This is a genomic window from Nocardia acididurans, from assembly GCF_016741815.1.
GTDB lineage: Bacteria > Actinomycetota > Actinomycetes > Mycobacteriales > Mycobacteriaceae > Nocardia > Nocardia acididurans.
The window spans coordinates 1-23,411 of sequence record NZ_JAERRJ010000008.1 but is presented as its reverse complement, the minus strand read 5'-3'; the positions used below and the strand labels follow the sequence as shown (position 1 = coordinate 23,411).

The 23,411-nt window shown below is 69.6% G+C and carries 18 protein-coding genes and 3 pseudogenes; 11 read left to right on the top strand and 10 right to left on the bottom strand.

What is annotated here, in order from left to right:
* Positions 1-2 precede the first annotated feature (2 nt).
* The 3 genes from JK358_RS20960 to JK358_RS20950 form a co-directional block, all read right to left on the bottom strand.
* Positions 3-1,829 carry an arabinofuranosyltransferase AftB family protein gene (locus JK358_RS20960; protein WP_201949461.1) on the bottom strand — a complete coding sequence of 609 codons (1,827 nt, stop codon included), beginning with the start codon at positions 1,827-1,829 and terminating at the stop codon, positions 3-5.
* Between the two features lie 136 nt (positions 1,830-1,965).
* Positions 1,966-2,538, bottom strand: coding sequence for a G/U mismatch-specific DNA glycosylase (mug, locus tag JK358_RS20955; RefSeq protein ID WP_201949460.1), 573 nt, complete (start codon positions 2,536-2,538; stop codon positions 1,966-1,968).
* A 47-nt stretch (positions 2,539-2,585) separates the two neighbouring features.
* Positions 2,586-4,022, bottom strand: coding sequence for an alpha/beta hydrolase (locus tag JK358_RS20950; RefSeq protein WP_201949459.1), 1,437 nt, complete (start codon positions 4,020-4,022; stop codon positions 2,586-2,588).
* Positions 4,023-4,228: 206 nt separating this feature from the next.
* Between JK358_RS20950 and JK358_RS20945 the strand changes: the two genes are divergently transcribed.
* From JK358_RS20945 to JK358_RS39370, 3 genes and pseudogenes are all read left to right on the top strand, one after another.
* Positions 4,229-5,419 (top strand): NAD(P)/FAD-dependent oxidoreductase, encoded by a 1,191-nt coding sequence (locus JK358_RS20945; RefSeq protein WP_201949458.1) that lies wholly within the window; start codon positions 4,229-4,231, stop codon positions 5,417-5,419.
* A gap of 10 nt (positions 5,420-5,429) precedes the next feature.
* Positions 5,430-5,591 (top strand): annotated as a pseudogene (locus JK358_RS39375) (sigma factor); the annotation flags it as partial.
* A gap of 263 nt (positions 5,592-5,854) precedes the next feature.
* Positions 5,855-6,379 carry a sigma-70 family RNA polymerase sigma factor family protein gene (locus JK358_RS39370; protein ID WP_232851661.1) on the top strand — a complete coding sequence of 175 codons (525 nt, stop codon included), beginning with the start codon at positions 5,855-5,857 and terminating at the stop codon, positions 6,377-6,379.
* 28 nt (positions 6,380-6,407) lie between these two features.
* Here the strand turns inward: JK358_RS39370 and JK358_RS20935 are convergent, their stop codons facing one another.
* The 5 genes and pseudogenes from JK358_RS20935 to JK358_RS20915 all read right to left on the bottom strand — a co-directional run bounded on the left by JK358_RS20935 (position 6,408) and on the right by JK358_RS20915 (position 10,079).
* Complete coding sequence (locus JK358_RS20935; protein ID WP_201949457.1) at positions 6,408-7,112, bottom strand: flavodoxin family protein; 705 nt, start codon at positions 7,110-7,112, stop codon at positions 6,408-6,410.
* A gap of 13 nt (positions 7,113-7,125) precedes the next feature.
* The gene (locus JK358_RS20930; protein WP_201949456.1) at positions 7,126-7,542 is read right to left on the bottom strand and encodes a hypothetical protein; all 417 of its coding nucleotides are present in this window, start codon (positions 7,540-7,542) and stop codon (positions 7,126-7,128) included.
* Positions 7,539-8,684: a molybdopterin-dependent oxidoreductase gene (locus JK358_RS20925; RefSeq protein ID WP_201949455.1), complete on the bottom strand. Its 1,146-nt coding sequence runs from the start codon at positions 8,682-8,684 to the stop codon at positions 7,539-7,541. The genes JK358_RS20930 and JK358_RS20925 overlap by 4 nt, the downstream gene beginning before the upstream one ends.
* Positions 8,681-9,352 carry a TIGR04282 family arsenosugar biosynthesis glycosyltransferase gene (locus tag JK358_RS20920; RefSeq protein WP_201950160.1) on the bottom strand — a complete coding sequence of 224 codons (672 nt, stop codon included), beginning with the start codon at positions 9,350-9,352 and terminating at the stop codon, positions 8,681-8,683. The genes JK358_RS20925 and JK358_RS20920 overlap by 4 nt, the downstream gene beginning before the upstream one ends.
* A 62-nt stretch (positions 9,353-9,414) precedes the next feature.
* A pseudogene (locus JK358_RS20915) lies at positions 9,415-10,079 on the bottom strand (glycosyltransferase family 2 protein).
* Between the two features lie 206 nt (positions 10,080-10,285).
* Here JK358_RS20915 and JK358_RS20910 point away from each other — a divergent pair.
* The 3 genes from JK358_RS20910 to JK358_RS20900 are packed head-to-tail and all read left to right on the top strand — an operon-like array spanning position 10,286 to position 13,354.
* Entirely contained in the window at positions 10,286-11,629 is a 1,344-nt protein-coding gene (locus JK358_RS20910; protein WP_232851696.1) for a hypothetical protein, read from the top strand.
* On the top strand, positions 11,629-12,333 hold the full coding sequence (locus tag JK358_RS20905) for a response regulator transcription factor (protein ID WP_201949454.1): 705 nt from the start codon (positions 11,629-11,631) through the stop codon (positions 12,331-12,333). Before JK358_RS20910 ends, JK358_RS20905 begins: the two co-directional genes overlap by 1 nt.
* The gene (locus JK358_RS20900) at positions 12,323-13,354 is read left to right on the top strand and encodes a sensor histidine kinase (RefSeq protein ID WP_201949453.1); all 1,032 of its coding nucleotides are present in this window, start codon (positions 12,323-12,325) and stop codon (positions 13,352-13,354) included. The genes JK358_RS20905 and JK358_RS20900 overlap by 11 nt, the downstream gene beginning before the upstream one ends.
* Positions 13,355-13,372: 18 nt before the next feature.
* On the opposite strand, the gene JK358_RS20895 is transcribed toward JK358_RS20900, so the two are convergent.
* Positions 13,373-14,431, bottom strand: a complete 1,059-nt coding sequence (locus JK358_RS20895) for an NAD-dependent epimerase/dehydratase family protein (protein WP_307817651.1) — start codon at positions 14,429-14,431, stop codon at positions 13,373-13,375.
* A 467-nt stretch (positions 14,432-14,898) separates the two neighbouring features.
* Between JK358_RS20895 and JK358_RS20890 the strand changes: the two genes are divergently transcribed.
* The 5 genes and pseudogenes from JK358_RS20890 (at position 14,899) to atzF (ending at position 22,739) form a co-directional block, all read left to right on the top strand.
* Positions 14,899-15,342 carry a type II toxin-antitoxin system Rv0910 family toxin gene (locus tag JK358_RS20890; protein WP_201949451.1) on the top strand — a complete coding sequence of 148 codons (444 nt, stop codon included), beginning with the start codon at positions 14,899-14,901 and terminating at the stop codon, positions 15,340-15,342.
* 113 nt (positions 15,343-15,455) lie between these two features.
* Positions 15,456-15,920, top strand: a complete 465-nt coding sequence (locus JK358_RS20885) for a helix-turn-helix transcriptional regulator (RefSeq protein ID WP_201949450.1) — start codon at positions 15,456-15,458, stop codon at positions 15,918-15,920.
* Positions 15,921-16,005: 85 nt separating this feature from the next.
* The gene (locus JK358_RS20880; protein ID WP_201949449.1) at positions 16,006-16,779 is read left to right on the top strand and encodes a methyltransferase domain-containing protein; all 774 of its coding nucleotides are present in this window, start codon (positions 16,006-16,008) and stop codon (positions 16,777-16,779) included.
* A gap of 616 nt (positions 16,780-17,395) precedes the next feature.
* Positions 17,396-21,011, top strand: a pseudogene (gene uca, locus JK358_RS20875) (urea carboxylase).
* A complete protein-coding gene (gene atzF, locus JK358_RS20870) occupies positions 21,012-22,739 on the top strand; it encodes an allophanate hydrolase (protein WP_201949448.1) in 1,728 nt (575 codons plus the stop codon).
* A 54-nt stretch (positions 22,740-22,793) separates the two neighbouring features.
* On the opposite strand, the gene JK358_RS20865 is transcribed toward atzF, so the two are convergent.
* A partial coding sequence (locus tag JK358_RS20865; RefSeq protein WP_201949447.1) for a biotin/lipoyl-containing protein occupies positions 22,794-23,411 on the bottom strand: 618 nt, incomplete at its 5' end.

Genomic DNA, 23,411 nt, shown 5'->3' with positions numbered 1-23,411 from the left:
CGTCACGGCCCCGAGGAACCCGCCGGTTCGGTCAGGCGGCAGCGTGCGATCTCGTTCTCCGGGACCCGGTCGATGCGGTAGCGGGCGTAGGTCGGGGACTGGTGGAGGTTGCGCAGGAAACGGTCGGCGGTGAGGGGCGCGCGGGTGGAGGCCAGCAGGTCCTGGGTTTGCGGACAGGTCAGGGCGGTTCGGATGCGGTCCACCCATTCCTGGCCGAGATAGGAAGGCAGCCACGGGAAGTGGTCGAGCACGCCGGAATCGACGACCACCCAGTCGGAGTCGAGGTTCTTGTCGTGGCCGATGCGCGCGTCGGGGAAGCGCGCGGTGTGTGCGGCGAGGGGGTAGGCCAGGCCCATCGGATCGAGGACGCGCACGCCGAGCGGCGTGTTCATGCTCATCATGCCGATATTCATGTAGTAGAGGGTGTGACCCGCGCCCCCGGGCGTGTCCGTGGCCGGCGGTCGGACGAGGTACCAGTCGGTGAAGGATGGAGTGTTGATCACCAAGCCGCCGTGGGGATTTCGGGATGTCATTCGTAGCATGGCGCGCAGGCGCGGGTAGTCCAGGTAGTCCTCGGCCCGAATCGGGTGCTGACGGCCAGTGGTCTGCACGTAGTAGCCCCGCTCGTCGGCGATGCCGGAGGCGGTGATTCGGTTGCCGGTCGTGATGGCGGTGGTCTGCGCGGCACACAGCGCCCAGCCCGCGGTCACCGCCAGCGCCGCCGCCACGACCGTGCGGCTCGGGTTGCGGCGGGTATTCGCCTGGGCCGCAACAGGCTTCAGCGGGATCACCATGACGGGCAGCAGAGCACAGAACAGCGGGGGCAGCAGCATGCGACCGTGCATGAAGTCGCCGCCGACCCGAATTTCGTAGCCGGTGAGCAGAACCGCACTGCCGAGCATCAGCGCGACCGGGGCGGCCGGGGATCGCAGCGCGCGCCGCCAATTCCGAATCCGCTCACGCACAGCGGGTTTCGGTCCGTCGCCGATCCTGACAAGGCCGTACCGGGACCACACCGCCACCAGTGCCGCCACACCGAGTGCGAGCATCGGCACCCACAACCAGTACGGTCCCACCAGATTCCAGAGGTAGCCCAGCCCCTGCCGCCACTTCGCCGCGCCCGCGTCCTTGGCGACAGCCGTATTCGGGTACGGCAGACCGTAATAGCCCATCCGCCACACCTGATAGCCGACCGGAACCAGCCCCGCCACCACCACGAGCCGAATCCGGAACAACCACGGGCGCGGCTGGTTCCCGGGCACCGGCGCGCACCAGATCATCAGCAGCGCAAGCGCTCCCACCACCGTCATCTCGGGCCGGATCACCGGACCCAGACCGGCGACGAACGCCGCGCCGTACACACCGGCGGGCCGCGACTCCTCGGAGCGGCTCCAACCGATCATCAGCCACCACAGCAGTGCCAGCCAGCAGATCACCAGACCGGATTCGAGCCCCGACGTGGCGTAGTCCCGCGCCGGCGGCAGCGCGATGTACACCAGGGCGCCCGCGGGAAGTACCCACCGCCGGCCTCCCCACAGCCGGGCCGCACCGAGCATGGCGAACACGATGGCCGTAATCGACAGTGCCAGAGCGAGACCCAGCACCACATATTCCAGCCGCGCCCGAGTGACCCAGCTGAAGAACCAGATCAGGTACGTCCAGGCCGTACTGGTGTTGACCTCGACCCGCTCCCCCGCGTTGAAGACGGGTCCATTGCCCGCCAGCAGGTTGCGCACGGTGCGCAACACCGTCAACCCGTCATCGGCGATCCAGCGCCGATCCCAGCCGCCGAGGCCGAAAAGCACAGCGGTGGAAACGATTCCGGCCATCAATCCAAGGCGCGAAAATCGCCCGGCAACCGCCATGAAACCTCCTCGAAGTGGTACGGCAGAACCATACTTCGCACTACGAGGCGACTACACCCGCCAGAACCGGGGGCTGGTAGAAATTCTCCGGGTCCGCTGGCTACCCGGTGCGACCGGTGTCGACGACCGCACGCAGCGCACGGAATTCAGCGGCCAGGGCGTCGAGTGTGTAGTGGGCGTTGAGGCCGCTGGGATTGGGAAGAACCCACACCGCGGTATCGCCGATTCGGTCGGATTGGGGACCGATCGCGGCGCGTGGACGACCGAAAGCCGTGCGGTAAGCGCCGATTCCGAGTACGGCCAGCACACGCGGCCGATACCGCTCGACCCGCTCAACCAGTTCACGCCCACCGGCACGCAGCTCGTCGGTAGTCAACTGCTCGGCCTTGGCGGTCGTACGCGCGGCCACATTCGTGATCCCCATGCCGAGCCCGAGCAGTTCGCGCTGCTCCTCGGGTCGCAGTTGGCGCGGCGTGAAACCGGACCGATGCAGCGCCGGCCAGAACCGATTTCCCGGACGAGCGAAGTGAAGTCCGGTCGCCCCGGACCACAAACCCGGATTGATTCCGCAGAACAGCACCCGCAAACCGGGCCCGATCACATCGGGCACGGTCTTGTCCTGCGCCGCGGCCAGATCCGCGGGCGACGGCCGAGCTGACGAACCAGAACCCATCCCCTCAGTCTGCCGGGGAGCGCCTGGCCCGTGCACCGAGGGCTGGGTCAGCAGCGCGTTTCCGGTGCGGGAAGCGTGCCCTCGTCGAGGTAGGCGTTCACCACGGCGTCCACGCAGGTGTTCACACCGCCGTAGGCGCCGTGGCCGACACCGTCGTAGGTGAGCAGCACGCCGGAGGCGAGCGCGTCGGCCACTTCGCGGACCCAGTCGTAGCGCGCCTGCGGATCACCGAGATTGCCGAGGAGCAGGATCGGCGCGGCGCCCGTTCCGTCGAGGCGGTCGCGTCCGACGCCGTGCACGGGCCAGTGGGTGCATTCGAGCAGGCGGAGTCCGGTCAGTTCGCCGAAGCGGGGTGATGTCTGGGCGAAAGCCGGCAGCAGTGCCCGGATCTGGTCGGCGGAGTACACGTCGGGATAGTCCGCACAGTTCACCGCGGTATTGATCGCCGCGAAGTTGGAGACCGAACCGTCCGGGGCGCGGCCGGTGAAAAGGTCCGCGTAGCTGATCAATTCGGAGCCGTCGCCCGAAAGCGCCAGGGCGAGAGCGGTTGTCAACTGTGGCCAGATCTCCGGCGCGGCCAGGCCGATACCGAGGGCGGCCACCGCCACCGCGCGAGTCAGCGGCTCCCGTCCGGTCGGCAGGGGCGCGGAATCGGCCTGCGCGAGCAACGCGTCGACGCGCTCGAGCGCCTCCGGCTCGGTCGCACCCAACGGGCAGCTCCCCGACAGGCAGAACGCGAGGAATCGCCGCAGTGCCGCCTCGCTCCCCTCGGCCTGATCGAGCAGGCTGCGCTGGAACGTGCGCAGTGGTGTACCGGGCGCGTCGAGCACCATCCGCCCGACCCGGTGGGGGAAGACCGTCGCATAGGCGGCGCCCAGTTGCCCGCCGTAGGAGACCCCGAGGAAGTTCAGTGTCTCCTCGCCGAGCGCGGCGCGGATCAGATCGATATCGCGGGCGGAGTCGAAGAGACCGAGGTGCGGCAGCAGCCGGCCGGATTCGGCGCTGCAGGAGTCGGCGAATTGTCCACTGGCCGCGTCCAGTTCGGCCCATTCCGCATCGGACCTCGGCACTCGTTCCGGCAACTCGACGGCACCGCACACCACCGGCGCGCTACGGCCGACACCGCGTGGATCCCAGGACACCAGGTCGTATCGATCCAGTGCGGCGGCGAATTTCGCGGCGGCGGCGGCCACGGTCTCGAATCCCGAACCGCCCGGCCCGCCGGGGTTGTACACCAGCGAACCGAGCCGTTGCGCGGGATCGGCTGTGCGACTGCGGATGACAGCGAGATCGATCGACGCGCCGTCCGGCTCGCGGTAGTCGAGCGGGGCGCGGACAACCGCGCACTCCCAACTCCGCCCCGCGGCGTCGACGCCCGCCGGTGCGCACGCCGACCACGTGGTTCCCGGATCCTGCGCCGTCGTCCCGCCGCACCCGGTCGCGAGCAGCACCGGCACCAGTACCCACCGCACGAGTGATCGCATACCCCCACCCTCAGCGAACAACCCCCTCGGCCGCATCCGCCGAAGGATGTACGCAGGGGATGACAGTTTGCAGCGCGGCAGCACCGACGTATTGACGGCCGACGGCGGTGCGCTCCCGCCGACGTGACCCAGCTCACCGATGAGGGGTGTCAGGAATTCGGAGGCTGTCTCGTTCAAGCAGCACGCGAACCAGACAGGAGCGAATCATGAAGCACCGCATCGTTGTTCTCGGAGCCGGATACGCCGGGGCCTACACCGCCGGATACCTGGCTCGTCAGCTGCACTGCGACGACTTCGAGATCACGGTCGTCAACGCCGAACCCGATTTCGTCGAGCGGCTGCGCCTGCACCAGCTCGCCGCCGGGCACGAGCTGCCGCACCGGCCGCTGGCGGAGGTGTTCGCGGGCACCGATATTCGGCTTCGGGTGGCTAAGGTGACCGGCGTCGACGCCGACGCCCGGACCGTGACGGTCACCGACAACGCGGGCGTCGATCGGCTCGAATACGACACCCTCCTCTACACCCTCGGCAGTACCGCCGCCGACCACGATGTGCCGGGAGTCGCCGAGCACGCCTTCCACGTGGCGGCGCGTCCCGCCGCGCTGCGTTTGCGCGCCCGCCTCGACGAGCTGGGCGAGACCGGACGGGTGCTGGTGATCGGCGGCAACCTGACCGCGATCGAAGCCGCGACCGAGATCGCGGAAGCCCATCCGGCGCTTCGGGTCGGTCTGGCCACCAGCGGCGAACTGGGCGGCTGGCTGGGGCCGAAGGCACGCCGTCATCTCCTGCGCGCCTTCGACCGCTTCGGCATCACCGTCCACGAGCACACCAGGATCGAACGCGTCACGGCGGCGGGCGCGTCGGCCGCCGACGGCACCGTCTTCGCCGCGGATGCGACGGTGTGGGCGGCGGGGTTCGCCGTCCACCCGATCGCCGCCGCCAGTGGTCTCGCGGTGGAGCCGAACGGACAGATCACCGTCGACCGGCAGATGCGCTCGGTCTCGCATCCGAATGTGTACGCCGCCGGGGACAGTGTCTTCGTCCTCGGGGAGAACGGCCATCCGTTGCCGATGTCCTGTGCGTCAGCGGGATTCACCGGCACGCAGGCGGCCGCGACGATCATCGGAGACCTGACCGGTCGCGGGATCAAGGCGAGCGCACTGCCCTATGTCGGCAACCACATCAGCCTCGGTCGCAAGGACGGGATCTTCCAGTTGGTCGACGAGGACGCGCGGGCGAAGCCCGGGGCGCTGCGCGGGCGCTCGGCGGCCCGGGTCAAGTCGGCGATCGTGGCGACCAGTGCCTGGGCGATCAGCCGTCCGACGTTCGGGAAGCCGAACCACAGGTACCGCTCGGCCGGCAGCCGCGCGGATTCGCGCGAGACGGCCACCGCATAGGGTCGTGCCCATGCTCATGGACACCGCCACCGTGGCGCGTTTCGAGGCCAGCCGGAACCGGCTGGCCTCGCTCGCCTACCGCCTGCTCGGCTCGGCCGCCGACGCCGAGGACACGGTCCAGGACGCCTTCCTGCGGTGGCAGGCCGCCGATCAGCAGTACGTCGAGGTGCCCGAGGCCTGGCTGACGAAGGTCGTCACCAATCTGGCCCTCGACCGGCTGCGGTCGGCGAAGGCGCGACGCGAACGCGCGGTCGGCGCCTGGATGCCCGAACCGCTCCTCGACGGCGACCCCATGCTGGGCCCGGCCGATACGGTCGAGCAGCGGGAATCGGTGACCCTGGCGGTGCTGACGCTCATGGAGCGTCTGTCGCCGGTGGCGCGGGCGGTATACGTTCTGCACGAAGCCTTTCGTACAGCCATGCCGAGATCGCCGAGATGCTGGGCATCACCGAATCCGCGAGTCAGCAGCACATCCACCGCGCCCGGCGTCGAATCACCAACGCCGGCAACAATACCGACGTCGACCAGGCCGCCGCGCGCCGCATTGTCGAGGCATTCGTCACGGCGGCGGCCTCGGGCCGGACCGAACAGCTCATCGCGCTGCTGACCGACGACGCGACCGGCCTCTCGGACTCCGCCGGACTGGGGCTGGGCCTGGCCGAGACGCTGATCCGGTTCACGACGCCGCGGCGGCTCGCCGAAGCGATGCGGGCCTTCAAACCGTCACCGGCCAAGCGCAGACTCGTCGGCGGCTCGCCCTCGATCCACGCCGTCGTCGTCAACGGCTGCCCGGCCATGCTGGCCGCACTCGACGACCGGGTCCTGGGCGTCACTGTTCTGGAGGTCCGTGACGACAGGATCGCGGGCGTGCGCGGCATCACGGACCCGCGGCGGCTCGATCGCCTCGCCGGGGAATGGCGGCGGCGGGCGCGCGAGGCGCCACTGATCGGCGCGTGGTAACCGGCTGTCCGGCAATCGATTTCACCGCTCAGCGATATTCGGGATTCTCGAAGTCGAAGCGGCAGCCGGCATCCCACTCGCTGCGCTGATTGCCGTACGCGGGGAAGCCACCCGCGTCGACGAGGATGCGCGCGAGGTGCATGAGGTTCCAGGTCATGAAGGTGGTGTTGCGGTTGGTGAAGTCGTTCTCGGGGCCGCCGGAACCGGGGTCGAGATAGGACGGCCCGGGGCCTGCCTCGCCGATCCAGCCCGCATCGGCTTGCGGCGGAATGGAATAGCCGATGTGCTGGAGGCTGTAGAGGATGTTCATGGCGCAGTGTTTGATGCCGTCCTCGTTGTCGGTGATCAGGCAGCCGCCGACGCGGCCGTAATAGGCGTATTGGCCCACGTCGTTGAGCACACTGGAGTTGGCATAGAGACGTTCGATGACCTGCTTCATCACAGAGCTGTTGTCGCCCAGCCAGATCGGTCCCGCGAGCACCAGGATATGGGCATCCATCACCTGCCGTTGCAGGGCGGGCCACTCGTCGACCTCCCAGCCGTGTTCGGTCATATCCGGCCAGACGCCGGTAGCTATCCGGTGGTCGACCGGGCGGATATGGGAGACCGAGACGCCGTTCTTCTCCATGATGCGGGCCGACAGGTCGATCAGTCCCTGGGTATTGCTGCGGTCGGGCGACCGTTTCAGGGTGCAGTTGATGAACAGGGCGCGCAGATCGCTGAAATCGGGCATGGCGGTATACCTTTCAGTGGGATTCCGATCGATGGGTGAGGTGCGATCCGACCCGGCTCAGGGCTACCAGCGCCCATACCGTGACCACTGCGATTGTGAGCCCCAGCAGGTACGGGCGGTCCCGAATCGTCGGATTGTCGGCATTGGCTCCCCCCGGCACGAGTACGGGCACGGCGATGGCGATCAGCGTGACCGTGCACACCGCACCACATGCCAGTGGAGCCCAGGCGCGGCGTGGCAGCCGGCGGCGCCCGGCGCTGCCGAGTGCCGCGCACAAAGGGGCGAAGACGGCGTCGTGCACGAGAATGCCGCCGGCGAACCAGAATACGATCGACAGCAGATCAGTGCCGTTCATGCGCAGCAGGTCGGTGAGGCCCAGGCCGGCGAGCCAGACGCCGAGCAGGACGAGCAGGATCCGGATCGCGGTCACGGCAGTTCCTCCTCGATGGTGGCCAGCCATTTGGTCTGCAGCACGCCGGGGCGGTTGGGCGCGATCAGACGGCACGGGTATCCGTGATCGAGCGTCAGATCGGATCCGTTGAGCCGCAGGGCGATCAGCGTGTCGTCGGCCAGCACGTGCGAGCGCGGCAGCAGGGAGCTCCGATAGATGCCGCCCGTTTCGAGCGAGGTGCAGCGCACCGCACCGCCGCGATAGTCGCCGACCGCGTCGAGCAGATCCCGCAGGCGCACTCCGGACCAGCGCGCCGACGCACTCCAGCCCTCCACGCAGGCGATGGGCAGCACCGCCTCGTGGTGCGGCAGGGCCTGCAGATCGGTGTAGCCGAACGCGCGACGGCGTTCACCCACGACGACCGTCAGCCGGTAGTCGGCGGCGGTGGCGGTGTCCCGCACCCCGGCTTCGAGGGCGGTGCGATTGATCGGAACCCCTTGCGGGCCTTCACCGGAGCGTGGCGCGAGCACGGCCGCCCAGCGCAGGAAGGAAACGCTCTGCCCGGCGACCGACAAGCCCGCGGCGACAGCTGCGAACGCGGCGGCTCCGAGGACCGTCCGCCGCGACACTCCGGCCCCGGGCTCGGCGTCAGCGCCGGGATCCCGTGCGAAGGCGTCGCGCACCACCGGCAGTTTCACCGCCAGATGCACCGCGAGCGCACCGGCCGCGAGGTACGCCATGGCGTAATGCGTTGTGGTGAAGAAGAACCGCCACGGATAGACCTGAGCGATGTTGAACAGTCCGGTCACCAGCTCGAAGATGACCGAACCCACCAGCAGCGCAATCGAACCCCGCGCGAGCAGCCGCAGCGGGCCGCCGAGCAGCGGGCGCGCGAACAGTCTCGGGTAGACCGACCAGAGTTTGACCAGCAGCAGCGGAATGGCGATCACGCCCGAGACCACATGCGTGCCCTGCGTGACGCGGTAGAGCCACACCGGGTGGGCGGGCCAGGCGAACCAGCCGGGAGGGTGCTGGATCCAGTGACTCAGCAGGCCGGTGACGAAGCAGACCGCGATGGCGACGCCGAGGGCAGTCCCAACGCGGGCGGCCACCGCGGGGCCGCGCGCGGGTGAGACCCGTGCCGCCAGAGCTCGCGGGAGCAGGGACGGCCCTGAACTCATGTCAGCACCTCGACGGCCGCGCAGCCGCGCAGTGCGGCCGCGAAACGGCCGCCACTCTGTCCGGCGACGGCCACTGCGTCCCGGTAGGTATCGACGTCGGACAGCACCGGCAGCGCGTGCACGTGATATCCGCAGCGGCGCAGGGCATCTCGTGTCATCTCACCGGTTCGCCGGGTGGACATGGGCACATCGGCGAGGGTCCGGGCGGGCCGGGGGTCGGTCAACCCCAGCGCCCACCAGCCGCCGTCCGCGGCCGGACCCAGTACGGCGTCACCGGTCTCGAGCAGCCGCCGCGCGCAGGCCCCCAGCAGTGCGCCGTCCACCTGTGGCGTGTCCATACCGATCTGCAACACCGCGTCGGACTGTGCGAAGCAGTCCGCGTGCGCGTTGGCCAGCCGGACCGCGAACCCGGCTCCGCGTTGCGGGACCACCGTGAAATCTGCCAGCGCGGAAGCGATTTCGTCACGGCGCTCGGCGTCGGCGAGGTTGCCGGTCCAGGCCACCACCTTGTGCCGCACCGGCGTGGCACGCACGGCGTCGAGGGTGTCGAGCAACGACGCGGCGGCGACCCGGGCCGCTTCCCGGGGTGACAGCGGCGGCGTGAGGCGGGTTTTGGCGAAGCCCGCGATGGGCGCCTTGGCGACGACGAGCAGCGCCACCGGCAGCAGTCCGCGATCGCCGCCCGCGGCGTCTACGGACCCGGGCGGGCACGCCGCGCCGCGCTCCCTGGTCACCGCACGCTCCAGAAGTCCCGGATCGCGTGCACCGTACCGCGAATCGATCCCGAAACCTTGGATACGCCATGGGTTCTCGGCTGATAGGTGACGTCGCGTTCGATCAACCGCCACCGGCGCCGGCGGCGGCCACCAGCAGCGCCAGCGGGTATCCCGATCGCGGATGCAGTGGCCCCAGGGCGAGCAGCCGGTCGCGGCGGATGACCCGCATGGCGGCGATATCGTGCACCGGCAGGCCGTAGCGTCGCCGCAGCCGCGCGGCCACCAGGATATTGCCCAGCCGGGCATGCCACGGCCACGCACGCGCCGCGACGGGGCGACGCCGGCCCACGACCATGTCCACCTCCGGCCGCAATTCCGCCACCAGGGAGGGCAATTCGCCGGGGTCCATGGAACCGTCGCCGTCCAGTACGGCCACGATCCCGGTGCGGGCGGCCCGCACACCGGTGTGCACGGCGCTGCCGTAGCCGGGCACCGATTCACCGATGACCGTGGCCCCCATCGAGCGGGCGACGGCGGCGGTGGCGTCGACGGATCCGTTGTCCACCACGATCACCCGGTAGCCCGCCGGGATTGCCGACAGTACGCCCGGCAGGGCACCGGCTTCATCGCGACACGGAATCACGACCGTGACGCAGGATTCCTCGTTCGATTCGGTCACGGCTCGACCGTACGACCACACAGCCCGTTTCGAGCCCAGGACACCGGTGACGAAAGTATGACGGGAGCCGGGCGTATGCCCAGATCAGCGGGTTGAGCGCGCCGCGGCGGCCTAGGGTGGTAGCCGTGCCCACCACGTCCGCGACCCGTCTGCCCCTCCGGTCCTCGCGCCGCTCCGAGTTCAGCTGGGTCCTCGGCGCGGCCACCCTGGTCGGCCTCGCCGCACTTGTTCCGCAAATAATGGGCAAGCCCTGGCGGGATCGGCTCTACGCGGGGGCCGCGCCGCTGTTCGGTGAATGGCTCCCGCACCTCGGATGGGGTACGGGACCCGCGATCGCGATCGCCGCGCTGGTGATCGTCCGCGGCCCGGCTGTCGCGCGACGCCTGCCGTGGCGGAATCTGGTGCCTGCGGTATGGCTGGCAGCGGTGGCGTGGGCCTTCGCCCTCGCCCTGATAGACGGCTGGCAGCGCGGCTTCGCCGGCCGTCTCACGACACGCGACGAATATCTGTCCGAGGTCGCCGGGGTCACCGATATCGCCGCCATGCTGCGCGGCTTCTCCGATCGCATCCTCGATTTCCAACCCGATTCCTGGACCACCCATGTGTCGGGCCACCCGCCGGGCGCACTGCTGGTTTTCGTCCTCCTGGACCGTATCGGTCTCGGCGGCGGAGCCTGGGCCTCGGCACTGTGCCTGTTCGTCGGCGCCGGCGCGGTCGCCGCGGTGCTGGTGACGTTGCGCGCGCTCGGCGCGGAGGAAAGCGCCCGCGCGGCAGCGCCTTTCCTCGTCCTCGCGCCCGCTGCCATCTGGATCGCGGTGTCGGCGGATGCCCTGTTCGCGGGGGTGACGGCCTGGGCGGTGGCGCTGCTGGCGATCGCGACCAGGCAGCGGGAAGGTTGGGTGTTCGCCGCGCTGGGCGCGGGGTTGGCCTTCGGGTTCGGCCTGTATCTCAGCTACGGCCTGGTGCTCATGGCGGTGCCCGCACTCGCGGTGCTCGCCGCGCGCGGGTTCCGGCCCGTTCCCCTGGTGGCGGCTGGGATGCTGCTCGTGGTGGCGGGGTTCACGGCCGCCGGGTTCTGGTGGTTCGACGGCTATCACCTTGTGGTGGAACGGTATTACCAGGGCATCGCCAGCGAGCGGCCGTACCCGTACTGGGTGTGGGCGAACCTTGCGGCCGCCGTCTGCGCGGTCGGGCTCGCGGTGGTGGCGGCGCTGCCCCGGGTGTTCCGAGGGCTGGGCCTGCCCCCTGTGCTGTCGCCGGAACCCGGCGGTCCCGCCCGCTCGGCGTCCGGGTCCGGCCGGGAGCGCCTCGCGCGGTGGCGGGCGACCGTCGAGCCGGCCGCGCTCGTGGCGGCGGCCGGGCTGCTCACCATCGCGCTCGCCGACCTCAGCGGCCTGAGCAAGGCGGAGACGGAACGAATCTGGTTGCCGTTCGAGGTCTGGTTACTCGCGGGCACGGCTCTGCTGCCTCGCCGGGACGTCCGGGTCTGGCTGACGGTGCAGGCGATCGGCGTGATATTGCTCAACCATCTGATACTCACGAATTGGTGATGACGATGCGCATTCTGGTGGCTGATGACGATCCCGTCGTCCGAGAGGTGGTGCGGCGCTATCTCGAACGCGACGGCCTGCAGGTCGTCGAAACGGCCGACGGCCCGCACACCGCGGAGGTGCTGGCGCGCAACGACATCGACCTCGCGATCCTCGATGTGATGATGCCGCCGCCGGACGGCATCGATCTGTGCCGCATGGTGCGCACCGGTCCACACCCCGACACTCCCATCATCCTGCTCACCGCGCTCGGCGAGGAGGACGATCGGGTGCTCGGATTGCAGTCCGGCGCAGACGATTACGTGACGAAGCCGTTCAGCCCGCGGGAGCTCGCGCTGCGGGTGGCCTCGGTGCTGCGGCGCACCCGGCCCAGTTCGCCCGCGCAACAGGTGTACCGCAGCGGCGCCGTCGAAATCAATCCGATGGCTCGCTCCGCGTACGTGGCCGGAACACCGGTGGACCTCACGGCACGCGAATTCGACCTGCTGGCCTTCCTGCTGGCCAATCAGCAACGGGTGTACAGCCGCGACGAGTTGCTGGCCGAGGTCTGGGGATGGACCTTCGGCGACCTGTCCACGGTGACCGTGCACATCAAACGGTTGCGCGCCAAACTCGGCTCCGCGCATCGCATCGACACCGTGTGGGGGCGTGGATACGCCTGGGGCCGTGTCGATTCCGGGAAGGAGACGACCGGTGCCGACTGATACCCCCGGGCTGATCGGCTACGCCCTGGCCGGATCGCTGCCGGTGGTCGCGTTGGGGGCATTGCTGCTGCGCTACACCCGAAATCGCGCCATGACCACCAGTATCGCCGTGCTGGTGCTGATTCCGACGCTGGCCACCCTCAGCGGGGTGGTCGCGGTGAGCGGGCTCATGTACACCGACGCTCTCGCCCGGACCGCCGTCGTGCTGGGTGTCGTCGCCGCCGTGACCGTCCCCGCCGCGGTCCTGCTGGGCCGCGCGCAGGCGCGAGCCATGGTGTGGGAGAAGGAGATGCTGGAGCAGGAGCGCGCCGCCGAACGCTCGCGGCGCGAACTGGTCGCATGGGTGAGCCACGATCTGCGCACCCCGCTCGCGGGCATTCGCGCCATGGGCGAAGCCCTGTCCGACGGAGTGGTCGATGATCACGACGAGGTGCGGCGCTACGCCGATCGCGTGGTGCGCGAAACCAATCGGCTCTCGGCCATGGTGGACGATCTGTTCGAAATGTCGAAGATCAACGCGGGCGCGCTGAGGCTCGCGCTCGAGCCCCTGGACCTGCGGGAACTCATCGACGAGGTGCTGGCCGCGAATCAGCCCACCGCACAGCGCGCCCGCATCGTCCTGCGCGCGCGCCAGCCCGAGGATCGCCTCGTCGTGATGGGCAGTGATCGTGCGCTGACCCGGGTGCTCACCAACCTCGTGGCCAACGCCATCGCCCACACCCCGCCCGGCGGGCAGATCGACATCACCGCGGGGGCGACCGGTGGCCGGGCCTGGGCTCGCGTCGAGGACACCGGACCCGGTATCGCCGCCGTCGACCTGCCCCGAATCTTCGAGGTCGCCTATCGCGGCACGTCGGCCCGCTCCCCCGGCGCCGCCGAGCTCGGCAGCAGCAGCGGCATGGGACTGGCCATCGCCGCCGGGCTCGTCGCCGCACATCAGGGTGAGATCACGGTCGAGAACCGGGAGCAGGGCGCCCGATTCGAGATCCGGCTGCCACTGCTCACCGCATCGGGAGCCTGACCGGCGGCTGCCGGTGGCTCACCGCCACGCGGGCGCGCCTCGGCCGACCACCGCACGCAGGGGTGCGGACGCGAAGTCGGCCAACCCCGCCGCGGGCGCTACGGCCGCGGTGAAATCCAGTGCGCGACGGGCACGTTCCGGACTGGCCACGATGTGGCGGACGTCGCCCGCCCGATACTCCCCGGTGACGACCGGAGCCTTCCCGCCGTGGGCCGCGGCGAGTACGGTCGCCACCTCGCCGATCGTAATCGGTTGGCCGGAGGCGATATTCAGCGGAACGAATCCGTCCAGCGGACGCTCCAGAGCGGCCAGGTTGGCGGCGGCGACATCGCTGACATGCACGAAATCGCGAGCTTGGCAGCCGTCTTCGAACACTCGCGGCGATTCGCCCGCCTCCAGCATCGACCGGAAGATCGCGGCGACCCCGGAATACGGTGTGTCCCTGGGCATATGGTCGCCGTACACATTGTGGTAGCGCAGGGCCGTCACGGTCGAACCGGTAGCGAAAGCCCAGGCCGCGGCGTAATTCTCCTGCGCGAGCTTGCCCGCCGCGTAGAGGCTGCGCGGCCGCAGCGGCGCGTCCTCGTCCACCGGATCCCACGCCAACGGCTGCCCGGCCGCGTCCAGATGATCGAAGCGGCCGTCGTCCAGATCAGCGATGCGGCGGGACGGCGGGACGGCCGCCGCGCCGAGCGAATTCCGGTAGCTCCCCTCCCCGTACACCACCATGGACGAGGCCAGCACCAGGTGCCGGCAGCGCGCCCGGTCCATCGCCGCCAGCAGCACCGCGGTGCCGAGATCATTGTGGCTGGCGTACGCGGGGGCGTCCTGGGCGCTGACTCCCGCGCCCACGACCGCCGCCTGATGACAGACGGCGTCCACACCCCGCAGGCAGGTGTCCAGCCCCTCCGGGTCACGGATGTCGACGCGTTCCACACCGTACGGGGGTTCGGCCTCGCCGCCGTGCGCCGCCGCCAGCATGAGGTCGATGCCGACGACCTCATGCCCCGCGTCCCGCAGTTTCCGATGAATGTGGGCTCCGATGAATCCGGCTGCGCCGGTGAGCAATACGCGCACGAGACTCCTTCGTCGAGTGTTCCGGACACCGGCGGCAGGCTGCGGAGGAAGCCGTCGTTCACCGGTCGTACCGCCGATTCTGGCCAGCGGGCGGGTCGCGGCGCCGCCCGACATGCCGTCGCTCGCGATTCGTCAGTGATTCGTCATCGGTTGCGGGCCGACGCGAGCAGCGGCCGAACGTGATCGTAAATGCGATTTCATTTGCAAGGCCGCGCGCGACAGGCCCTGATTCCCGTGTTGTGCTGGGGTTTTCAATGTGTCAAGATCGGTCCGCCGGCGCGGGGGAAGCGCACGAGAGGCAGTCGGCAATTCGCACGGACGCGACCGCCCTTCCATTCGCTTGCCCGCCCGGAGGATCACTTTCTTTTGATATCGACACCATTCGACCCGTTGAACGGCCGAACTCCCATTCGGTTCCGCCGCTCTCGAATACAGCGAATTCGATACTGCGACGGGAGGTCGATCTCGTGGGGACGATAACCGTCAGCAAGGAACTGCCCGCGACCCCGGAGGCGTTGTTCCGCACCATCATTTCTCCGGGTACCTGGGACCATTGGCTCGCACTGCACCGCGACTTCGTCGGTAGTCCACCCGATTCGCTGGCCGAAGGCGCCGTGTTCGTCTCCGAGGTGCTCCTGCACGGAATGGCCGAGGAGGTCGCCTGGCGGGTCGAGACGCTGGCGGAACCCTCCCGGGTCGTGCTGCGGGGCACCGGGCAGGCGGGAGTCCGCTGCACGTGCGCGTACACGCTGGAGCCGAGCGTCGCGGGGACGACGGTAACGGTGAGCCTGGCGCTGGCCGGGCCGCTGATGACCAGGACTGTGCGAAAGACACTGGTCGAACACGGTTCTCGGCTGCTGGACCAGGCGCTCGGGCAGCTCGGCGAACTCGCCTACGCGCTTCGGCCCTGACCTGACCGGCGGGGTCCGGAAATCCTCGGGCCCCGCCCTCGGCCGGTATCTGATCATCGCCCTCCCGTTGTGCTCGAATCCCCGGATCACCGACGAAACGGAGAAACGACGAGATGACCCGCGTGACCCTCGCACCCCCGCGTGAGCAGGAACGGCGGACGCGGGCGCCGCACTCGCGACGCTTCGCGGCGCGGCTGGACTGGCTGCTCAACTATGGCGCGGCCCAGGCTCCCCTGACCACGCTGCAGGTGGTGGCCGACCTTGCCGCACAGGGACATTCCGTATCTCCGGGGTACCTGTCGCAACTGCGCACCGGGGTGCGTCCGGCCCCCTCGAATGCGCTCGTCACCGCGCTCGCCCGCTACTTCGAGGTCGACGAGGAATACTTCTACGCCCCCTCCCCGACGACGGAGCACCATGACAGGGCCGTCGCCGAGCTGTTCGCGCACCCGCGCCTGCGCCGGTTGCTGTCGGCCGCCTGCGACCTGTCGGCGGAATCGCAAGAACTCCTCGCCGAGGTGGCCGGGCGGCTCTACGCCGGGGAATACGACACGACCGCGACCGCCGCGACCGCATGACCGCGCCCGGCCGTCGAGCGTCCGATGAGTGGGGCCGCACTACTGTCTGAGACGATATAGAGTGGTCTGCGGACAAGGAGGTCTCATGCCGCACACCACACACCGCAGCTCCGCGCACGCTACCCGCAAGCTCACGAACCTGATCGACCGCGACCGCGCACACATCACCGGCGACTACGACATCTCGGCCGGTTACGTGAACCTGCTCGGCGCCGAAAACCGGTCGGCCGGAATCGGCCAGAACATCATGCAGTCCACCTTCTATCCGCTGATCTATCGCCCCTGGCGAGCGTTGGGAACGCGGTTGCTACTGGGCCGGTCGGTGGCCTCCGAGCGTGCGCTCGCCCGCGGTCTGCTGGATCTGAAGACCGGCGACAAGGTACTCGATGTCGCCTGCGGCCCAGGCAATTTCACCGACTGGTACGGCGATGTCGTCGGTTCCGACGGATTGGCTGTCGGCGTGGACCTGTCCCCCACCATGCTGGCACAGGCGGTGGCGGGCACGCGCAGCCCGAACGCGGCCTACCTCCGCGCCGACGCACTCGAATTACCTTTCGCCGACCACACTTTCGATTCCGCAAGCTGTTTTCTCGCACTCTTCCTGATGCCCGATCCGATGCGGGCGGTCAGCGAACTCGCCCGCGTCGTACGGCCCGGCGGCCATATCGCGATCATGGCGCCCACCGCGGGACCGGGACCGCTCGGAACACTCGCTCGCGGTTCGAACCTCCTGCGGGCGATCTCGGGCGTCACCCTCGTCGACCGTGCACAGCTCACCGCGGCGATGACCCGAAACGGCTTGACCCTCACCGCAACACGCCACATCGGCATGGTCACCTACGCGGGCGCGCAGAAGTAGCGTTCCAGCGCGCAACATCGACTGTCGAGGTCGGCACGGAAACGTCGTATTCGGCGCTGTCCGTGACGCCCGCGGATCCGGCAGAGTGCCGGAGCCGAATCACCACCCTCAGGGCCGTCCCAGCTCCGGCCGCGCCCGGCGATCACCCGGCTTTCTCGGCGGGTTGCCCGGCGCGCGACGCGCCGTCGAGGGACATGGCGGTCCTGGATCGGTTGAGCCGGTCCAGGATGCGCGCTTTCGTCAGCGCTTCGAGTTATTCACCGTTCGGCGTGAAATCCGTCCGCGATGCCAGCGGAAGAACGAGGAGATCGCCGTGCGCTTCGGCACGCAACCGGATGGTCAGGTCGGCCTCGGTGAGGCGCTGCTAACTCGATGGTTACCTGCGCAACAGGTTGCTAACCCGGCGGCAACTCGGCGAGACGGCCAGGAAACCGCCGGTCCATAGCGTATACCGGCATGTCGACACCTCGCGATCCCAGATGCCGTTCTCGCACAGGGACTTCCGCGCGCCGGTGAGCTGCTGCGCGCACATATCGGCGAATCACTGGACGTCGTTCCCGAGCGCGTGACGCGCGCCGTCGTCGCCATGGTCATGGCCACCGAACAGGAGTAGCTGGTGAGCTTGAATTTCGACACCGTGTTGATAGCCAATCGCGGTGAGATCGCCTGTCGCATCATCCGCAGCGCTCGCGCGCTCGGCCTGAAATCCGTCGCGGTGTATTCCGACGCGGATCTCGGTGCGGCGCATGTCCGGCTGGCCGATGCCGCGGTGCGGCTGGGGCCGGGTCCGGCGGCGCACTCGTATCTGCGCGCCGACCTCGTGATCGACGCCGCGCTGGCCTCGGGCGCGGGGGCCGTGCATCCCGGGTACGGATTCCTTTCCGAGAATACGGATTTCGCGCACGCGGTCGCCGCGGCCGGGCTGGCGTTCGTGGGCCCGACACCGGAGCAGCTGCGGGTCTTCGGCGACAAGCACACCGCCCGTGAGGCGGCTCGCGCCGTGGGCGTCCCCCTGGTGCCCGGCAGCGGAATCCTGGAGTCGGTGGATCACGCCGTCGCCGAGGCGGAACGGATCGGGTACCCGGTCATGGTGAAAGCCGTTGGCGGCGGCGGTGGTATCGGCATGCAGGCGTGTTTCGACGCCGATGAGTTGCGGGCCGCCTACGAGCGGGTGCAGCGGCTGGCGGTGGCGAATTTCTCCGCCGCGGGGGTGTTCCTGGAGCGGTTCGTCGCGCGGGCGCGTCATGTCGAGGTGCAGGTTTTCGGGGACGGGCTCGGCCGGGTGATCAGCCTCGGCACCCGGGATTGTTCGCTGCAGCGCCGCAATCAGAAGGTCGTCGAGGAAGCCCCCGCGCCCGGATTGTCCGACGAGGTCACCGAGCAACTGCTCGCCACCTCCCGTGCGCTCGCGCGGTCGGTGGCCTACCGTTCGGCGGGCACCGCCGAATTCGTCTACGACACCGAGCGTGAGCAGGCGTCGTTTCTGGAGATGAATACCCGTCTGCAGGTGGAACATCCGGTGACCGAGGCGATCACCGGCGTGGATCTCGTCGCGTGGATGCTGCGCCTGGCGGGTGGGGACACCAGCATGCTGGACTCTCTTCCCGAGGGCGGGCCCGCGCTCACCGGGTGGGCGGTCGAGGCCCGCGTCTATGCCGAGGATCCCGGCCACGACCACCGGCCCAGCGCCGGATTGGTCACCGCCGCAGGCTTTCCCGCCGAGGGCGCGCGGGTCGACACCTGGATCTCGACGGGCACCGAGGTCAGCGCGTTCTATGATCCGCTGCTGGCCAAGGTCATCACCCATGGCCCGGCCCGCGACGCCGCCTTCGACCGACTGAGTGTGGCGCTGGACGAGACCCGGATCTACGGGGTGCAGACCAACCTTCCGCAGTTGCGGGCCGCGGCCGTCGCGCCGGTGGTGCGCGACGCCTCGCACATCACCGGCAGTCTCGCCGAGCTGGTGTGGTCCAGCCGCCGGTTGGATGTGCTGCGGGCGGGGACCATGACCACCGTGCAGGACCATCCCGGCCGAATCGGGTTGTGGGAGGTCGGGATTCCGCCGTCGGGGCCGATGGACGACCTCTCGTTCACACTGGCCAACACCGCCGTGGGCAATCCGGCCGGAGCGCCCGGGTTGGAATGCACGCTGCAGGGTCCGCGCATCCGCTTCTCCGGGTCGGCGGTCGTCTGCGTCACCGGCGCGCCGACGCTCGTCACCGTCGACAGCGAGGCGGTGCCGATGTGGGAGCCCGTCACCCTCGACGCGGGGGCGGTGCTCGATATCGGCACGCCCTCCGATACCGGACTGCGCACCTATCTGGCGGTCCAGGGCGGCATCGACGCGCCGCTCTACCACGGCAGCGCCTCGACCTTCACCCTCGGCGGTTTCGGCGGCGTCACCGGCAGGGCGGTGGCCGACGGTGACGTGCTGGGTCTTGTTGCGGTGCAGGCGAATACACTCACCGAGCCGGCCTCGGTCCCGTCGGCACATCGACCGCTGTTCACCCGCGACTGGGAGCTGGCGGTCGGCGAGGGACCGCAGACCGCGCCCGCGTACTTCACCGACGCGGATATGGCGCAGTTCTACCGGCATTCGTGGCGGGTGGGCAGCCACGCCAACCGCACCGGCATCCGCTTGGAAGGCCCGAAACCCGAATGGTCGCGCACCGACGGCGGTGACGCGGGCCTGCATCCGTCGAATCTGCACGACAATCCGTACAGTGTCGGGGCGCTCAACGTCTCGGGTGACACCCCGATCCTGCTCGGCCCGGACGGCCCCAGCCTGGGCGGTTTCGCCTGCCCGCTGACCGTGGTGTCCGCGCAGCGCTGGAAGCTGGGGCAGGTGCGGCCCGGAGATACCATCCGCTTCACACCCCGTCAGCGACGCGACCGCCACCGCACTGCGCGGTTCCGCCGCCCGCGCCACCGGTTCGATCACCGAAGAGCATGCGGCACTGCGTGATCGCGGCATCCTCGCCACGGTGACCGCCGGAGCGGATCGGCCGCCGGTGGCCTACCTGCGCGGCGGCGACGACAATATTCTCGTCGAATACGGCGAGCGGGTGCTCGATCTCGGTTTGCGCATGCGCGTGCACGCCCTCGCGCAGGCCCTGGCCGCCACCGCCCTCCCCGGCATCGTCGATGTGACGCCGGGTGTGCGCTCGCTGCATATCCACTTCGATCCCGATGTGCTGGCGCAGTATCGGTTGCTGGGCGTGCTCACCGAACTGGAGGAGCAGCTGCCCGCCACGGGTGAGCTGGTGGTGCCCAGCCGGACCATCCGGCTGCCGCTGTCCTTCGACGACCCCTCCATCGCCGAGGCGATCGACCGCTATCGCAACGGCATTCGCGATACCGCGCCCTGGCTGCCGTCCAATACCGAGTTCATCCGGCGCATCAACGGCCTCGACAGCGTCGAGGAGGTGCGCCGCACCGTCTTCGACGCCGAATACCTGGTACTCGGGCTCGGTGACGTGTATCTCGGTGCGCCCCTTGCCGTTCCGCTCGATCCCCGGCATCGCCTGGTCACCACCAAATACAATCCGGCGCGGACCTGGACGCCGTCGGACGCGGTGGGCATCGGCGGCAAATACCTGTGCGTGTACGGGATGGAATCACCCGGCGGCTATCAGCTCATCGGACGCACCGTCCCGATCTGGTCCAGCTACCGCCAGAACCCGCCCTTCGAGGCCGGAATCCCGTGGCTGTTCCGCTTTTTCGACCGCATCGTGTGGGAGCCGGTGACCGCCGAACAGCTGCTCGAATACCGGGCCGCCGCGCGGGCCGGACGATTCGACGCCGAGGTCAGCGACGGCACCTTCGCCCTCGCCGACCATCAGCGCATGCTGCGCGACAACGCGGAATCCATCGCCGCCTTCGAATCCCGGCAGAGCGCCGCGTTCGACGCCGAGAAACGAGCATGGCGTGCGGCCGGCGAATTCGATCGCACCGTCGCAGCCCCACCGGTCGCCGATCAGCGCGACGCCCTGCTCGCGGATCTGCCCGCCGACGCCACCGTGGTCACCGCGCCCATGGTCGGCAACGTGTGGCGGGTCGACATCACGCCCGGAACCAAACTGAACGCCGGTGACCCTGTCGCCGTGCTGGAAGCCATGAAACTCGAACTGCCCGTGCCCAGTCCGGCCACCGGCACAGTGCTGCGGGTGTTCGCCGCACCCGGCGCCGCCGTGGAACCCGGAACCCCTCTCGCCGTGATCGGAGTCGACTGAATGACCAGCCACCAGCCTGCCAGCACGCTGCGGCTCTCCCCCACCGCCCGTGTCGCCGCCGCCTACGCGCGGATCGCCGAGGCCGATCGACCCGAAGTCTGGATCAGCCTGCGCACCGAGGAGGCGGTGCGCGCCGAAGCCGCCGCGGTGGAAGCACGCCTCGCCTCCGGTGCGGTGCTGCCGCTGGCCGGACTGCTCGTCGCGGTGAAGGACAATATCGACGTCGCCGGGCTCCCCACCACGGCCGCGTGCCCCGAATTCGCCTACACGCCGGACGAATCCGCCGCTGCCATAACCCGTTTGGCGGATGCGGGCGCGATCGTGCTGGGCAAGACCAATATGGACCAGTTCGCCACCGGCCTGGTCGGAACCCGCAGCCCCTACGGCGCGGTCCGCAACGCGCACGATCCGGACCGTATCGCCGGCGGCTCGAGCTCCGGCTCCGCGGTCGCCGTCGCCCTCGGCATCGCCGACATCGGAATCGGCACGGACACAGCGGGTTCCGGCCGCGTCCCCGCCGCCTTCCACGGCCTCGTCGGCCTCAAGGCCACCCTCGGTGTCATTCCCGCACACGGTGTGGTCCCGGCCTGCGCCGACTTCGACGCGGTCACCGTCTTCGCCGCGACCCTGGACCTCGCGACCCGGACCGCCGCCGTCATGGCCGGACCCGACGCGCGCGATCCGCGCAGCCGAACCTGGCCCGCCGACGTACGTTTCGCGAGCCCCCACGTGGCACGCCTGGCCGTCCCCGTCCCCGCGAACCTCACCGCGCTGGCCCCCGCCTACCGCGACGCGTTCGATCGGACCGTCGATGCGGCCCTGGCCGCCGGCTGCAAGATCGACGCCGTCGATATCGCGCCACTGCTCGACGCGGCCCTGCTGCTCTACGACGGCGCGATCGTCGCCGAACGCTACGCGGCGGTCGGCGAATTCCTCGACACCCGGCCCGCCGGAGCCGATCCCACGGTGGCCGCGATCATTTCGGCCGCCGCCGACACCACCGGCCCCGCCTTCGCCACCGATCTGGAGACACTGGCCCGCGCCCGCGCCACCGCCGCGACCCTGCTCGCCCCCTTCGACGGCCTGCTCCTGCCCACCACCACCGAACACCCCACCCTCGCCGCCGTAGCGGCCGACCCTGTCACCCTCAATCGCCGGCTCGGCACCTACACCAACTTCTGCAATCTGCTCGATATGGCGGCCGTGGCGATTCCGGGCGCGCCCACCGCGGCCGGTGACCCCTTCGGCGTCATGATCGTCGTCCCCGCCTTCGCGGACCAGCTGGCCATCGATATCGCCGCCCAACTCCAGCACACCACGCCCGCACCACTTCTCGTCACCGGCGGCGTGGAACTGGCGGTCTTTGGAGCCCATCTGCGCGACCAGCCCCTGCACTGGCAACTCGAGGAACTGGGCGCACGCTTCGCCGGAACGATCCGCACCACCGACGCCTACCGCCTGACCGCCCTGGACACCACCCCCCTCAAACCGGGCCTGGTGCGCACCGGCCCCGGCCGCGGAGCCCCCATCCTCGGCGAGCTGTTCCGCCTGTCCGAAGGCGCGCTCGGCCGCTTCCTGACAGCCCTGCCCGCCCCCATGGCACTGACCGCGATAGAACTCGAGGACGGCCGCACCGTGGTCGGTTTCACCGCCACCCACGACGCCACCGCCACCGCCACCGACATCACCGAATTCGGCGGCTGGAAAGCCTATCTCGCCTCGAGGTGACAGTGCGGCGACGGAGGAGCCACGATCGGCGTGGCCCCTCCGCGGCGAATCCGCTCAGGAGCCTTCGAGTTCGACCAGCAGGTCGCCGCCCTCGACCTGCTGGATATGGCCGATGACGACGCGTCCGACCACGCCCGCGCGGGGTGTGCTGATGGCGGCCTCCATCTTCATGGCCTCGATGGTGCCGATGGTGTCACCGGCGGCGACCGTATCGCCCTGTTTGACGGCCAGGGTCACCACGCCTGCGAATGGGGCGGCGACGTGATTCGGGTTGTTCTTGTCGGCCTTCTCGGCGACGGGGATCTCGCTGGCGATGGAGCGGTCGCGCACCACCACCGGACGCAATTGGCCGTTGAGGATGCACATCACCGTGCGCATGCCGCGCTCGTCCGCCTCGGAGATGGCTTCCAGGCCGATGAGCAGGGTGACACCTTTCTCCAGCTGGACGCGATGCTCTTCGCCGTACCGGAGGCCGTAGAAGAACTGGTTGGCGGACAGGCCGGTGGTGTCGCCGTAACGCTCACGGTGGGAAAGGAATTCCGCGGTGGGGCCGGGGAACAGCAGGCGGTTGAGGGTGGCGCGGCGCTCCTCGGAGGCACCGGCGAGCCCGGCCTCGTCTTCGGGAGTGAGCTGGGTTTCCGGTTTGGCCGCGCCGCGACCCTCGAGGGCACA

Excerpts from the sequence above, each read along its gene's own strand:
- JK358_RS20960 (WP_201949461.1), bottom strand. The coding sequence starts at position 1,829 with ATGGCCGGAATCGTTTCCACCGCTGTGCTTTTCGGCCTCGGCGGCTGG.
- mug (WP_201949460.1), bottom strand. The coding sequence starts at position 2,538 with ATGGGTTCTGGTTCGTCAGCTCGGCCGTCGCCCGCGGATCTGGCCGCG.
- JK358_RS20950 (WP_201949459.1), bottom strand. The coding sequence starts at position 4,022 with ATGCGATCACTCGTGCGGTGGGTACTGGTGCCGGTGCTGCTCGCGACC.
- JK358_RS20945 (WP_201949458.1), top strand. The coding sequence starts at position 4,229 with ATGAAGCACCGCATCGTTGTTCTCGGAGCCGGATACGCCGGGGCCTAC.
- JK358_RS39370 (WP_232851661.1), top strand. The coding sequence starts at position 5,855 with ATGCTGGGCATCACCGAATCCGCGAGTCAGCAGCACATCCACCGCGCC.
- JK358_RS20935 (WP_201949457.1), bottom strand. The coding sequence starts at position 7,112 with ATGCCCGATTTCAGCGATCTGCGCGCCCTGTTCATCAACTGCACCCTG.
- JK358_RS20925 (WP_201949455.1), bottom strand. The coding sequence starts at position 8,684 with ATGAGTTCAGGGCCGTCCCTGCTCCCGCGAGCTCTGGCGGCACGGGTC.
- JK358_RS20905 (WP_201949454.1), top strand. The coding sequence starts at position 11,629 with ATGACGATGCGCATTCTGGTGGCTGATGACGATCCCGTCGTCCGAGAG.
- JK358_RS20885 (WP_201949450.1), top strand. The coding sequence starts at position 15,456 with ATGACCCGCGTGACCCTCGCACCCCCGCGTGAGCAGGAACGGCGGACG.
- JK358_RS20880 (WP_201949449.1), top strand. The coding sequence starts at position 16,006 with ATGCCGCACACCACACACCGCAGCTCCGCGCACGCTACCCGCAAGCTC.
- atzF (WP_201949448.1), top strand. The coding sequence starts at position 21,012 with ATGACCAGCCACCAGCCTGCCAGCACGCTGCGGCTCTCCCCCACCGCC.